This is a genomic window from Pseudomonas sp. PsB (genome assembly GCF_043658375.1).
Lineage (GTDB): Bacteria > Pseudomonadota > Gammaproteobacteria > Pseudomonadales > Pseudomonadaceae > Aquipseudomonas > Aquipseudomonas putida_Z.
The window spans coordinates 937,308-950,599 of the sequence record NZ_JBIGLU010000001.1; the positions used below are offsets into that span (position 1 = coordinate 937,308).

Here is a 13,292-nt window from a genome sequence, read left to right on the forward strand (position 1 = left end):
ACCAGAGGGGCCGCGTGCTTTCGCCTCAGGAATAATTGGCCCGAAACAAATGTAGGAGCAGCCTTGTGCTGCGAAGCGCCGCGCGGGCGGCGCTCGATCTTTCAGGCGACACAACTCCCAAACCCAACGCCCCAAAATTGTGCCGCTCATTTGAGCCGGTTTTGTAACTTATCTTTACCCAGGCACGCCCTTAAACTGAATCACCCGTAAACGGATTTCGAGTGTTTCCCATGCCTGCCTCCCGTCGCTTCCCGTTGTTGCTCATTGGCGCATTCCTGGCCCTGTACCTGGTCTGGGGCTCCACCTACCTGTTCATTCGCATAGGCGTCGAGAGCTGGCCGCCGATGCTCATGGCCGGGGTGCGCTTCCTGATTGCCGGGGGCCTGCTGTATGGCTTCTTGCGCTGGCGCGGTGTGCCGGCACCGACCTGGCCGCAGTGGCGGGCTGCGGGGGCGATCGGTTTCCTGCTGCTCAGCTGTGGCAACGGTGGCGTGACCGTGGCCGAGCATGCCGGTGTGGCCTCGGGCGTGGCGGCACTGGCGGTGGCGACGGTGCCGCTGTTCACCTTGCTGTTCGGCCTGCTGTTCGGGCACCGCAATTCGAAGCTGGAGTGGGCGGGGATCGCCCTCGGGCTGGTGGGTATCGGCCTGCTGAACCTGGGCTCCAACCTGCAGGCAAGCCCGATTGGCGCGGCGCTGATCATCTTTGCGGCAGCGTCGTGGGCATTCGGCTCGGTATGGAGCAAGACCTTGCCGCTGCCTCAGGGGCCTATGGCCAGCGCTGCGGAAATGCTGGTCGGTGGCGCCGTGCTGCTGCTCGGCAGCGTGCTGTCTGGCGAGCGCATGACGCAGATGCCGACCGCTGCCGGCTGGGGGGCACTGGCCTACCTGGTATTCTTCGGTTCGATCCTGGCGTTCAGTGCCTACATGTACCTGCTCAAGCACGTGCGCCCGGCAGCTGCCACCAGCTATGCCTACGTCAACCCGGCAGTGGCCGTTCTGCTGGGTATCGTCTTTGCCGGTGAGCAGATTGGTGCAGAAGAATGTGTGGCCATGGCGGTGATCATCGGCGCAGTGGTGCTGATCGGCCTACCGCAGTGGCGCAAGGCACCAGAGCCGGCGCAGCCATTGAAAGGCGAAATCTGCAAGTAGGCAGGGGTGATGCGGTAAACTTGCCGCCTTCGCTGAACCCCCTGACGGTATTGCCATGAATTTCGCCAAACTCGGCCTGATCGAACCGCTGCTGCGCACCCTGCAGCAACTGGACTACACCACCCCGACCCCGGTGCAGGCCAAGGCCATCCCCGCCGTGCTGGCCGGCCGCGACCTGATGGCCGCGGCCCAGACCGGCACTGGCAAGACCGCGGGCTTTGCCCTGCCTGTGCTGCAGCGCCTGGCGCTGGAAGGCGAGAAGGTGGCCAGCAACTCGATCCGCGCGCTGGTGCTGGTGCCCACTCGTGAGCTGGCCGAGCAGGTGCACAACAACGTGCGCGAGTATGCCGAGAACCTGCCGCTGAGCACCTACGCGGTGTATGGCGGGGTCAGCATCAACCCCCAGATGATGCGCCTGCGCCGTGGTGTCGACCTGCTGGTGGCCACCCCGGGGCGCTTGCTCGACCTGTTCCGGCAGAACGCCGTGAAGTTCAACCAGGTGCAGACCCTGGTGCTGGACGAAGCCGACCGCATGCTCGACCTGGGCTTTGCCGAAGAGCTGCAGTCGGTGTACGCCGCGCTGCCACGCAAGCGCCAGACGTTGCTGTTTTCCGCCACTTTTTCCGACCAGATCCGCATGCTGGCGGGGCTGGCCCTGAACGACCCGCTGAGCATCGAAGTCAGCCCGCGCAATGCCACGGCCACCAGCGTCAAGCAGTGGCTGGTACCTGTGGATAAAAAGCGCAAGGTCGACCTGTTCTGCCACCTGCTGCGCAAGCAGCGCTGGAAGCAGGTGCTGGTGTTCGCCAAGACCCGCAATGGCGTCGATCAACTGGTGGAGCGCTTGCTGGCCGAGGGTGTGAATGCCGACGGTATCCACGGTGACCGCCCGCAAGCCACCCGCCAGCGCGCGCTGGACAGCTTCAAGGCCCGCGAAATCCAGGTGCTGGTGGCGACCGATGTGGCGGCCCGCGGCCTGGATATCGACGACTTGCCGCTGGTGGTCAACCTTGACCTGCCGATCGTTGCCGAGGATTACGTGCACCGCATCGGGCGTACCGGGCGGGCGGGCAACAAGGGCGAGGCGATTTCGCTGGTGTGTGCGGATGAAGTGCAGCTGTTGGCGGCTATCGAAGTGCTGACCCGGCAGACCCTGCCCCGTCATGAAGAGCCGGACTTCATCCCTGACCACCGGGTGCCGATGACCGACGCCAGTGGCCAGGTGATCAAGAAGCCGAAGAAGCCCAAGAAGCCGAAGGAAAACAGCGCCAAGCGCGGGTTGGGGCGTTGGATGGACAGTGCTGAATCAGGCAGTGCGGAGCCGGCGGTGAAGGCGGTGCGCAAGGTGCCGAGCTTCAATGGTGGGGCGCGCAAGCGTAAGCCGTAGATTTGCAGTGTACGCGGACTCTGTGGGAGCGGGTTTACCCGCGAAGAATGCGACTCGGTGCATGGCACGGGCTTCGCCCGTGTTCGCGGGTAAACCCGCTCCCACAGGGGACAGTGTCAACCTTTGGATTTGAGCCAATCCGCCGCCGCCCGCCCGGCGCGCAAGCCGCTGGCAAAGCACGCCGTCAGCAGATACCCCCCAGTCGGCGCCTCCCAGTCCAGCATCTCGCCGGCACAGAACACCCCCGGCATGCCCTTGACCATCAAGCCCTCATCCAGCCCCTCGAAACGCACCCCGCCTGCGCTGCTGATCGCCTCATCCAGTGGCCGCGTGCGCACCAGCGTGATCGGCAATGCCTTGATCGCCCTCGCCAAGGCACCAGGGTCGGCAAAGGTCGCCTGATCGGTCAGCTCGCGCAACAGCGCAGCCTTGACCCCATCGATACCCAGTTGGCTGTGCAGGTGCTTGGCCATCGAGCGCGAACCCCGTGGCTTGGCCAGCGCCTGGGCAATCTTGTCCACAGGCTTGTCCGGCAACAGGTCGAGCAGCAACACCCCGTGGCCCTCACGGTTGATGGCCTCGCGCACCGGCGCTGACCATGCATACACCAGGCTGCCTTCCACACCCTGCGCGGTGAGGATGAACTCGCCCTTGCGCGGCGCGCTGCCGGGAACGCTGAGGGCAATGTTCTTCAACGGCGCACCGGCGAACTTGTCCTTGAGCAGCGCGCTCCAGCCTGCCACTTCAAAACCGCAGTTGCTGGGCTGCAAGGGCGAGATATCCACAGCCCGTGCGGCCAGCAGCGGCTGCCAGCTACCGTCCGAGCCCAGTCGCGCCCAGCTGCCGCCACCCAGCGCCAGCACCACCACGGCGGCCTTCACCGCCCGCTCGCCCTGTGGATAAGCAATCCGCAATCCACCTTCGGCATTCCAGCCCAACCAGCGGTGACGGGTGTGGATAACTACTCCGCTGTCGCGCAGGCGCTTGAGCCAGGCGCGCAGCAGTGGCGCGGCTTTCATGTCGGTGGGGAACACCCGGCCCGAGGTGCCGACGAAGGTTTCGATACCCAGGCCGTGAATCCACTGGCGCAAGGCGTCGGCATCGAAGTCGTGCAGCAGCGCGGCGATTTCGCCCTGGCGCTCGGCATACCGGCTGACGAACGCCGGGTAGGGCTCGGAATGGGTGATGTTCATGCCACCGACACCCGCCAGCAGGAACTTGCGACCCACCGAAGGCATGGCATCGAACACCTCGACCGCCAGGCCCGCCTGGGCCAGTGCTTCGGCGGCCATCAGGCCGGCTGGGCCGCCGCCGATGACGACTGCGAGGGGAGGGGAGGCGGGGCTCAGATCAGGCATGGTGGGAAGCAGGCTGTGGAAAAGAGGCGCATTCTAGCGCAGCGCGGCCTGTGGAAGCACTGCTCAAAAAATGATCAGAGCTTTGCAGGCCTTGCCTGTAAAGGGCTGCAGCGCCTTTCCCGCAGGTTATCCACAAGCGGTTCCACAGTCATTGTGAACAACCGATTACGCGTGCCGCACTGTGATGAAGGATGCCATGGCGCCTGGCCAGGGCTGCGCGGTCCTTGCTGTAGCCACCGCCGATCACGCCCACCACCGGGATGTCGCGGCCCAGGCAGTGGCGCAGCACCGCTTCGTCACGGGCGGCAACGCCTGCATCGGTCAGTTGCAGATAGCCCAGGGCGTCGTCCTTGTGCACATCGACCCCGGCGTCGTACAGCACCAGGTCGGGTCGATAGAGTGGCAGCAGGTAGTTGAGGGCGTCGTCCACCACCTTCAGGTAGGCCATGTCACCCATGCCGCGGGGCAGGGGGATGTCCCAATCGCTTTGTGCCTTGCGCGCCGGGAAGTTCTGTTCGCAGTGCAGCGACACGGTGATGGCGTCTGGTGTGTCGTGCAGGATGCGCGCGGTGCCGTCACCCTGATGCACATCGCAGTCGAAGATCAGTACCCGGTGTACCCGGCCAGCCTCCAGCAGGTAGCGGCTGATCACGGCCAGGTCGTTGAAGATGCAGAAGCCGGCAGGGTGGTCGTAATGGGCGTGGTGGGTGCCGCCGGCAAGGTGGCAGGCGATGCCGTGCTGCAGCGCCATCTCGGCGCTCAGCAGCGAGCCGCCTACGGCGCGCACGGTACGCCGAGCCAGGGCCTCGCTCCAGGGCAGGCCGAGACGGCGCTGGTCCTCGCGTGACAGGTCACCGTTCATGTAGCGCTCGATGTAGCTGCGGTCGTGGGCCAGGGCGAGGATGTCGTTTGGGCAGATGTCCGGGCGCAGCAGGGCCTGGTCGGTGGTCAGCCCGCTGTCGATCAAGTGGTCGTGCAGCAGGCGAAACTTGTCCATGGGAAAGCGGTGTTCGGCAGGGAACTCCGGGCTGTAGTCTTCGTGGTAGATCAGCGGCAACGGCATGGGTGGGGTCGCAATCGGGGCCAGTGCTGATCTTGCCATGGCTGGAGACTGCTGTGGGAGAACCTGCTAGGCATCAATCTCCTGGCCTGCGCCGGCCTTTGTAGGAGCGGCCTTGCGTCGCGAAAGGGCTGCGCAGCAGCCCCGGGGTATCAGCGCAAATGCACAAATTGCCGGGGCTGCTGCGCAGCCCTTTCGCGACGCAAGGCCGCTCCTACAGGGCGTGTTTGCCGCGAGGGGGCGTTATTTCGTGGTACTGGCCAGCACCCGTTGCCAGTCCGGTTCGTTCAGGCGGCCGAGGATACGCGTCTTGCCATTGCCGTCCACCGAAACGAACAGCGCACTGGCATAGCCGCTCTCACGCTCGCCCCCCGCAACTTTCTGCTGGCGGGCAAAATGGTCGATGCAGCCGTTGTGGGTCACCAGCACCAGGTTATGCCCCGGTCGTTTGTGTGCCAGCGCTTCGCTGGCGAACTGGCTGTCACAGCTTTCCAGCCAGTCCTCACTGGCCACCGCCTGGCCAAGGATGAAATGCGCGGTTTGCCGTGTGCGCAGTTTCGGGCTGCTGAGCATATCGGCGTTGTTCAGGCCCAGCTGGTGCAGCCCTTGGCCAACACGTCCGGCAGCCTGGCTGCCGGTCACGGTGATGCCGGTGGGGTCGTCCAGGCACGGGCCGGGGGCGCTGTCGCAGCGCTCGGCGTGGCGGATCATCACGATCACCGCACCTTCGGCCCAGTCCTGCAGCAGGCCGCTGTCACTCAATTGTCGTTCGTTGCCAAGGTCCACGATGTGCGTCCTCGTCGCCAGCCAGGTGCTCAACGCCGCCACGACCATGCACAGGCCAAGGGCGGCCCCGAGGGCTTTGCGGGTCAGGCGTCGCTTGCGCCGGGCGTGGATGGCAGGGTGCCCCAGGGTATTGCTCGATAGCATGCGTTGCTCCGTTGGCATGGTCGCGGCTGGCGCGGCGGTATTGGCTGGCATCCTGCCAACAGGCCTGTCGGGGGGCGGTGAAGGGCGTGTGAAAATTGCATTCGGCTGCGCCGGCTGGGTGAAACCTGCACCCGCGCCTACGCTGTAAACTGCAAGACGGTAAAACCGGAGCACGCCCGATGACCCCTATCCTGCAACTGGAAAGCGCGCGGCTGGTGCTGCGCCAATGGCACGACGACGACTTGCGCGAGTTCGCCGCCCTGTGTGCCGACCCGCAGGTGATGCGCTACTTCCCGGCGCCGCTGACGCGCGTGGAGGCAGCCGCGCTGATCGGCCGCGTGCGCGGGCATTTCAATGAGTACGGCTTTGGCCTGTGGGCCCTGGAGCGCAAGGACAGCGGTGCCTTCATCGGCATGACCGGGTTGCTGCACGTGGGCTTCGATGCCGATTTTGCGCCGGCGGTGGAGATCGGCTGGCGCCTGGCACGCCGCCACTGGGGCCTGGGTTTCGCCAGCGAGGCGGCGTGGACCTGCCTGCGCTGTGCTTTCGCCCAATTGCGCCTGGAGGAAGTGGTGTCGTTCACTAGCGAGAGCAACCTGCCCTCGCAGAAGGTCATGCAGGCCATCGGTATGCAGCAGGACCTGAATGGCAGTTTCGAACACCCGCGCCTGCCCGTGGGCCATCCGCTGCGCCCGCATGTGCTGTACCGCATCGACCGCGCTCACTGGGAGCGTACCCTGCGCGCCTGAATGCATGGCAATGCCCGGCGCGAATGACAAACCCTGTATCATTTCCCTAATGGAGGGCGCTTGCCGCAAGATGTTCAGCGCCTATGAGATCGAGCGCCGCCTGGGCGGCGCATCGCGAGCAAGACTCGCTCCTACGGAGAACCCCCGATGAGTCATGTGTTGGACGACCTGGTCGACCTGTTGAGCCTCGAGTCCATCGAGGAGAACCTGTTCCGTGGCCGCAGCCAGGACCTGGGCTTCCGCCAGCTGTACGGTGGGCAGGTACTGGGCCAATCGTTGTCGGCGGCCAGCCAGACGGTCGAGGATGCACGCCATGTGCATTCGTTGCACGGCTACTTCCTGCGCCCTGGCGATGCCAGCCTGCCGGTGGTGTATTCGGTGGACCGCGTGCGCGATGGCGGCAGCTTCAGCACCCGGCGGGTGACTGCGATTCAGAAGGGCCAGCCGATCTTCACCTGCAGCGCCTCGTTCCAGTACGACGAGGACGGTTTCGAGCACCAGGCGCAGATGCCCGAGGTGGTCGGCCCGGAGAACCTGCCCACTGAAGTCGAGCTGGCCCGGGCCATGGCCGACCAGTTGCCCGAACGCATTCGCGACAAGGTGCTGTGCGCCAAGCCGATCGAGATCCGCCCGGTCACCGAGCGCGACCCGTTCAACCCCCAGGCTGGCGACCCGGTGAAGTACGCCTGGTTCCGCGCCGACGGCAACCTGCCCGATATCCCCGCCCTGCACAAATACATGCTGGCCTACGCCTCGGACTTCGGCCTGCTGACCACTGCGTTGCTGCCCCATGGCAAATCGGTGTGGCAGCGTGACATGCAGATCGCCAGCCTCGACCATTCGCTGTGGTTCCATGGCAACCTGCGTGCCGACGAGTGGCTGCTGTATGCCACCGACAGCCCCTGGGCGGGCAATGCCCGTGGCTTCTGCCGCGGCAGCATTTTCAACCAGGCCGGGCAACTGGTGGCGTCGTCGTGCCAGGAAGGCCTGATTCGCCACCGCAAGGACTGGGCATGAGCCTGGGCGAGGTGCGCAACTGGGTGTTCGACATGGACGGCACCCTGACCGTCGCCGTGCACGATTTTGCCGCCATCCGCGTGGCGCTGGATATCCCGGCCGAGCACGACATCCTCACCCACCTGGCAGCCTTGCCGGCGGACGAGGCGGCGGCCAAGCATGCCTGGCTGCTGGAGCACGAGCGTGACCTGGCGATTGCTTCCACGGCGGCCACCGGGGCGGTGGAACTGGTGCGCGAGCTGGCCCAGCGTGGTTGCCGGCTGGGCATTCTGACCCGCAATGCCCGCGAGTTGGCGCATGTGACGCTGGAGGCCATCGGCCTGGCGGACTGCTTCCCGGTGGAGCACATTCTGGGGCGTGACGAAGCGGCGCCCAAGCCAAGCCCGGATGGGCTGCTGAAGATTGCCAATGCCTGGGGTGTGGCACCGGGTGAGCTGGTGATGGTGGGGGATTACCGGTTTGACCTGGACTGTGGGCGGGCCGCAGGGGCGCGCACAGTGCTGGTGAACCTGCCGGACAATCCGTGGCCGGAGCTGGTGGATTGGCATGCGGCCGATTGCCGGGCATTGAAGGTGATGCTGGGCTGAGTTTTTGTGTCGCCTGTGCGGGCCTCTTCGCGGGCTTGCCCGCTCCCACAGGGACCGCTCCGAGCTCAAGTCCAGCACTCAACCTGTGGGAGCGGGTTCACCCGCGAAGAGGCCGGACCTGTCTATGCTGAACCCCAATCTATTCCCTGAACGGAGACCTATCCATGACCAGCAAGGCCATCTACGTAAAACCCGGCGGCGGCTACGACAAGGTCGAGGTCGGTACCAGCGAGGCTCTCGCACCCCAGGCCGGTGAGATCACCGTGCGCCTGCACGCCAGCTCTCTCAACTACCACGATTTCGCCGTTGTCAGCGGCATGTGGGGCCCGAGCGAGCGGCGCATCCCCATGGCCGATGGCGCTGGCGAAGTGGTCGCGGTGGGGAGCGGCGTCACCGAGTTCCAGGTCGGCGACAATGTGGTCAGTACCTTCTTCCCCGACTGGCTCGACGGCCAGGCCAATGTGGAAGGCTTCGCCAGGGTGCCCGGCGACGGTATCGATGGTTACGCCCGTGAACAGGTCACCGCTCGCGCCACCGCCTTCACCCTGGCGCCCAAGGGCTTCAGCCATGCAGAAGCTGCCACGCTGACCACGGCCGGTCTCACGGCCTGGCGTGCGTTGATGAGCGACGACCATCTCAAGCCAGGCGATACGGTGCTGGTGCAGGGCACCGGCGGTGTGTCGATCTTCGCCCTGCAGTTTGCCAAGCTGGCTGGCGCAACGGTGATCGCCACCTCGTCCAGCGACGCCAAGCTTGAGCGCCTGAAAGCCCTGGGTGCCGACCACCTGATCAACTACAAGAGCACCCCGGCGTGGGGGGAGAAAGTGCGCGAGCTGACCGGCAACCGCGGCGTCGACCATGTGATCGAAGTGGGTGGCCCGGCGACGCTGGAGCAATCGATGATTGCCGCGCGCATTGGTGGGCATGTGTCGTTGATCGGCATCCTCACCGGCGTGGCCGGGCAGTTGCCACTGGTGCAGGCGCTGGTGCGGCAGATTCGCCTGCAAGGCGTGCTGGTGGGCAGCCGCGCCCAGCAGCAGGCGATGGTGCGGGCGATCGATGCCAACGGCCTGCGGCCGGTTGTGGACAAGCATTTCGAGCTGGAACAGATCGTCGAGGCGTTCCGTTATCAGGAGAGCAACCGGCATTTCGGCAAGATCTGCCTGACCTGGTAACAGGGCCTGATGCGGTTCTCTTTGTAGGAGCGGCCTTGTGTCGCGAAAGGGCCGCAAAGCGGCCCCCCGGCCTGCAATTCTGTAGCTGAAATCGAGGGGCTGCTGTGCAGCCCTTCGCGACACAAGGCCGCTCCTACAGGGGATCGTGTCAGACCTGTTCGGGCAGTAGTCGGTCGCGGCTATTGGACAGATGCAGGCACACCGCCGCCCGCGCCGCGTCCGGGTCTTGCCGGCGGATGGCATTGAGGATCGCCTCATGCTCGAGGTTGGCCAGGTACGCCTGCCGCGCCAGCTTCGCCCCGCTGCGTTCGGCCAGGGCCATGCGGTTGCGCGGGATCAGGCCGTTGCCCAGCTGCAACAGCATTTCAGTGAAGTACAGGTTGCCAGTGGCCTCGGCAATCAACAGGTGAAAGCGCCGGTCGGCCTCGATGCAGCTGTCGCCGGCGGCGGCCAGGTCCTGGTAGTCATCCAGCGCCTGGCGCATGCGCCTCAGGTGCCCCTCGTCACGGCGTAGCGCGGCCAGGGCGGCGGCCTGGCCTTCAAGGCCGATGCGCAGCTCCAGCAGGTCGCGCACATTCGCCGCGCTTTCCGCAGCGATGCGCAGGCCGGCCTGGGCCTGGCGCTCCATCACGAACGTACCGATACCGTGGCGTGGCTCCACCAGCCCCGAAGCCTGCAATTTCGACAGGGCCTCGCGGACCACGGTGCGGCTGACCCCATGCTCGCGCACCAGGCTGTTTTCCGAGGGCAACTTGTCGCCTGGCTTGAAGGTACCCAGCAAGATCTGTTGGGTCAGGCTGGAGACCAGGTCATGGGCACGGCTGTGGCCGCGTTTGTGGGCTTGTTCGGTGGCCATGGTGTGATCCGATTGTTGTTGTGCTTGTACGACAAGTTAATCGATAAAAATATTTTTTGCCGTTTTTTCCTGCGCTAAAGCCGGTGAGTAGTTTGTCTATTTTTGCAAGATCGATGCATATAGGCTTTGCGGTGGCTTGTATTTTGTGATTTTGCCGATGTTGCTGATCTTGTCGTACAACTGCGCTGCGCATATGCTCCTCCCCACTGCCATGTCAGACAACCTCGACCCGCACAAAAACAATTAGTGGGAGATCCGCAAGTGAACGATACCCTCGCTCCGTCTGCCCGGAATGAAGGCGACGCCCTGGCCAGCGCCGTGGCCAAGGTCAAGCGCCACGTCCTGCCGCTGTTCGTCATCATGTTCATCGTCAACTACCTGGACCGCGTCAACATCGGCTTCGTCCGCCCCCATCTGGAAAGCGACCTGGGCATCAGCGCCGCGGCCTATGGCTTTGGCGCCGGCCTGTTCTTCATTGGCTACGCGTTGTTCGAAGTGCCCTCGAACATGCTGCTGCAGAAGGTCGGCGCACGGCTGTGGCTGACCCGCATCATGTTCACCTGGGGGCTGGTGGCCACGGCCATGGCCTTCGTGCAGAACGAAACCCAGTTCTACGTGCTGCGCTTTCTGCTGGGCGTTGCCGAAGCGGGCTTCTTCCCCGGGGTGATCTACTACTTCACCCGCTGGTTGCCGGCCGCCGAGCGTGGCAAGGCGATTGCCATCTTCCTCAGCGGCTCGGCATTGGCGTCGCTGATTTCCGGGCCGCTGGCCGGCGCGCTGATGCAGATCCAGGGCCTGGGCATGCATGGCTGGCAGTGGATGCTGTTCATCGAAGGCATGGCCTCGGTGACGCTGTGCTTCTTCGTGTTCTTCTGGCTCGACTCCAGGCCGCAGGACGCCAAGTGGCTGAGCCAGGCCGAGCAGGAAGCACTGGTGGGCGCCATCGATCGCGAGCAGCTTGAGCGCGAAGCGGTCGGCGCGGTCAGGCCTTCGGCCTGGAGCCTGCTCAAGGACCGCCAGATCCTGCTGTTCTGCCTGATCTACTTCTGTATCCAGCTGACCATCTACGCCGCCACCTTCTGGCTGCCGAGCATCATCAAGCGCATGGGTGACCTCAGCGACCTGCAGGTCGGCTTCTTCAACTCGATCCCGTGGCTGATCTCGATCCTGGCCATGTATGCCTTCGCCGCCGGCTCGGCGCGCTGGAAGTTCCAGCAGGCCTGGGTCGCAGGTGCGCTGGTGATCGCTGCCATCGGCATGTTCATGTCCACCACGGGTGGGCCGGTGTTCGCCTTTGTCGCGGTGTGCTTCGCGGCCATCGGTTTCAAGTCGGCGTCGTCACTGTTCTGGCCGATCCCGCAGGGCTACCTGGATGCCCGCATCGCCGCTGCGGTGATCGCCTTGATCAACTCGGTCGGCAACCTCGGCGGCTTCGTCGCCCCCACCACCTTCGGCCTGCTGGAGCAGCAGACCGGTTCGATCCAGGGCGGCCTGTACGGCCTGGCGGTGACCTCGGTGCTGGCGGCCATTGCCATCTTCTTCGTACGCACTCGCCCAAAGGGCGTCCCTTCCGATGACCTCAAGGCCCCTTCGGCCCTGGGTCAGAGCCATTGATGACTGCGAGACAACAACCATGAACATGCAGACCCTTCACACCAGCACCCCCGTGGTCACTGATCTGCGCGTGATCCCCGTCGCCGGGCACGACAGCATGCTGCTCAACCTCAGTGGTGCCCATGGCCCGTTCTTCACCCGCAACGTGGTGGTGCTGCGTGACAGCGCCGGCAATACCGGGTTGGGCGAGGTGCCCGGCGGCGAGAAGATCCGCCAGACACTGGAGGACGCCCGCAGCCTGGTGGTCGGCCAGCCGATCGGCCATTACCAGCGCGTGCTCAATGCCATGCGCCAGACCTTCGCCAACCGTGACTCGGCTGGTCGCGGCCTGCAGACCTTCGACCTGCGCATCACCGTGCATGCGGTGACGGCCATCGAGTCGGCGCTGCTCGACCTGCTCGGCCAGCACCTGAACGTGCCGATGGCGGCACTGCTGGGGGAGGGGCAGCAGCGCGAGGCGGTGAAGATGCTCGGTTACCTGTTCTACATCGGCGACCGCCAGCAGACCGACCTGGCCTACCGCAACGAAGCCGATGCCGAGGACGACTGGTTCCGCCTGCGCCACGAAAAGGCCCTGACCCCGGACGCGGTGGTGCGCCTGGCCGAGGCCGCCGAGGCGCGCTATGGCTTCAGCGACTTCAAACTCAAGGGCGGGGTGTTGCGCGGCGAGGAGGAGATGGAAGCGGTAACGGCGCTGGCCGAACGCTTCCCCGAAGCCCGCATCACCCTCGACCCGAATGGTGCCTGGTCATTGAAGGAGGCCATTGCCCTGTGCCGCGACAAGCACGATGTGCTGGCCTACGCCGAAGACCCGTGCGGTGCCGAGAACGGCTACTCGGGCCGTGAGGTGATGGCCGAGTTCCGCCGCGCCACCGGCCTGCCCACCGCCACCAACATGATCGCTACCGACTGGCGGCAGATGGGCCATGCGATCCAGTTGCAGTCGGTGGACATTCCGCTGGCCGACCCGCACTTCTGGACCTTGCAGGGGTCGGTACGGGTGGCGCAGATGTGCAACGACTGGGGGCTGACCTGGGGTTCGCATTCCAACAACCACTTCGATATCTCGCTGGCAATGTTCACCCAGGTGGCGGCTGCGGCGCCGGGTGAAATCACTGCGATCGACACCCACTGGATCTGGCAGGACGGCCAGCGCCTGACCCGCGAACCACTGCGCATCGTCGACGGGCATGTGCACGTGCCGGCGCGGCCGGGGCTTGGGGTGGAGCTGGATGAAGACCAGCTGGCCAAGGCGCATGAGTGCTACCGCAACATGGGGTTGGGCGCGCGGGATGACAGCGTGGCAATGCAGTTCCTGATTCCGGGGTGGAGCTTCGATAACAAGCGGCCTTGCCTGGTGCGCTGAGGCTGCTGGCCCTTTCGCGGGCTTGCCCGCTCCCACAGGTAC

General features: G+C 65.1%; 12 protein-coding genes. 8 read left to right on the forward strand and 4 right to left on the reverse strand.

All coding sequences use genetic code 11. The features are described from left to right. Positions 1–230 precede the first annotated feature (230 nt). Both yedA and ACGLHT_RS04340 read left to right on the forward strand, forming a co-directional pair. Positions 231–1,151, forward strand: a complete 921-nt coding sequence (gene yedA, locus ACGLHT_RS04335; protein WP_025340737.1) for a drug/metabolite exporter YedA — start codon at positions 231–233, stop codon at positions 1,149–1,151. Between the two features lie 55 nt (positions 1,152–1,206). Then, on the forward strand, positions 1,207–2,538 hold the full coding sequence (locus ACGLHT_RS04340; RefSeq protein WP_013974320.1) for a DEAD/DEAH box helicase: 1,332 nt from the start codon (positions 1,207–1,209) through the stop codon (positions 2,536–2,538). Positions 2,539–2,654: 116 nt separating this feature from the next. Here the strand turns inward: ACGLHT_RS04340 and ACGLHT_RS04345 are convergent, their stop codons facing one another. The 3 genes from ACGLHT_RS04345 to ACGLHT_RS04355 all read right to left on the reverse strand — a co-directional run bounded on the left by ACGLHT_RS04345 (position 2,655) and on the right by ACGLHT_RS04355 (position 5,886). After that, on the reverse strand, positions 2,655–3,896 hold the full coding sequence (locus ACGLHT_RS04345; RefSeq protein WP_137162466.1) for a TIGR03862 family flavoprotein: 1,242 nt from the start codon (positions 3,894–3,896) through the stop codon (positions 2,655–2,657). A gap of 148 nt (positions 3,897–4,044) precedes the next feature. Beyond that, the gene (locus ACGLHT_RS04350; protein ID WP_015271914.1) at positions 4,045–4,959 is read right to left on the reverse strand and encodes a histone deacetylase; all 915 of its coding nucleotides are present in this window, start codon (positions 4,957–4,959) and stop codon (positions 4,045–4,047) included. A gap of 240 nt (positions 4,960–5,199) precedes the next feature. Then, on the reverse strand, positions 5,200–5,886 hold the full coding sequence (locus ACGLHT_RS04355) for a histidine phosphatase family protein (RefSeq protein ID WP_137162465.1): 687 nt from the start codon (positions 5,884–5,886) through the stop codon (positions 5,200–5,202). Positions 5,887–6,065: 179 nt separating this feature from the next. Here ACGLHT_RS04355 and ACGLHT_RS04360 point away from each other — a divergent pair, with 179 nt between their 5' ends. The 4 genes from ACGLHT_RS04360 to ACGLHT_RS04375 all read left to right on the forward strand — a co-directional run bounded on the left by ACGLHT_RS04360 (position 6,066) and on the right by ACGLHT_RS04375 (position 9,414). Then, a complete protein-coding gene (locus tag ACGLHT_RS04360) occupies positions 6,066–6,635 on the forward strand; it encodes a GNAT family N-acetyltransferase (RefSeq protein WP_084785273.1) in 570 nt (189 codons plus the stop codon). Positions 6,636–6,782: 147 nt separating this feature from the next. Next, positions 6,783–7,652 (forward strand): acyl-CoA thioesterase II, encoded by an 870-nt coding sequence (tesB, locus tag ACGLHT_RS04365; RefSeq protein ID WP_274078614.1) that lies wholly within the window; start codon positions 6,783–6,785, stop codon positions 7,650–7,652. After that, positions 7,649–8,239, forward strand: a complete 591-nt coding sequence (locus ACGLHT_RS04370; protein WP_025340732.1) for an HAD family hydrolase — start codon at positions 7,649–7,651, stop codon at positions 8,237–8,239. The genes tesB and ACGLHT_RS04370 overlap by 4 nt, the downstream gene beginning before the upstream one ends. Positions 8,240–8,403: 164 nt before the next feature. Further along, on the forward strand, positions 8,404–9,414 hold the full coding sequence (locus tag ACGLHT_RS04375) for an NAD(P)-dependent alcohol dehydrogenase (RefSeq protein ID WP_025340731.1): 1,011 nt from the start codon (positions 8,404–8,406) through the stop codon (positions 9,412–9,414). Positions 9,415–9,562: 148 nt separating this feature from the next. On the opposite strand, the gene ACGLHT_RS04380 is transcribed toward ACGLHT_RS04375, so the two are convergent. Beyond that, positions 9,563–10,270 carry a FadR/GntR family transcriptional regulator gene (locus ACGLHT_RS04380; RefSeq protein WP_025340730.1) on the reverse strand — a complete coding sequence of 236 codons (708 nt, stop codon included), beginning with the start codon at positions 10,268–10,270 and terminating at the stop codon, positions 9,563–9,565. A 261-nt stretch (positions 10,271–10,531) separates the two neighbouring features. Between ACGLHT_RS04380 and ACGLHT_RS04385 the strand changes: the two genes are divergently transcribed. Both ACGLHT_RS04385 and gudD read left to right on the forward strand, forming a co-directional pair. Continuing rightward, positions 10,532–11,884, forward strand: coding sequence for an MFS transporter (locus ACGLHT_RS04385; RefSeq protein ID WP_025340729.1), 1,353 nt, complete (start codon positions 10,532–10,534; stop codon positions 11,882–11,884). Positions 11,885–11,903: 19 nt separating this feature from the next. Continuing rightward, positions 11,904–13,250 carry a glucarate dehydratase gene (gene gudD / locus ACGLHT_RS04390; protein ID WP_274078615.1) on the forward strand — a complete coding sequence of 449 codons (1,347 nt, stop codon included), beginning with the start codon at positions 11,904–11,906 and terminating at the stop codon, positions 13,248–13,250. Positions 13,251–13,292 lie beyond the last annotated feature (42 nt).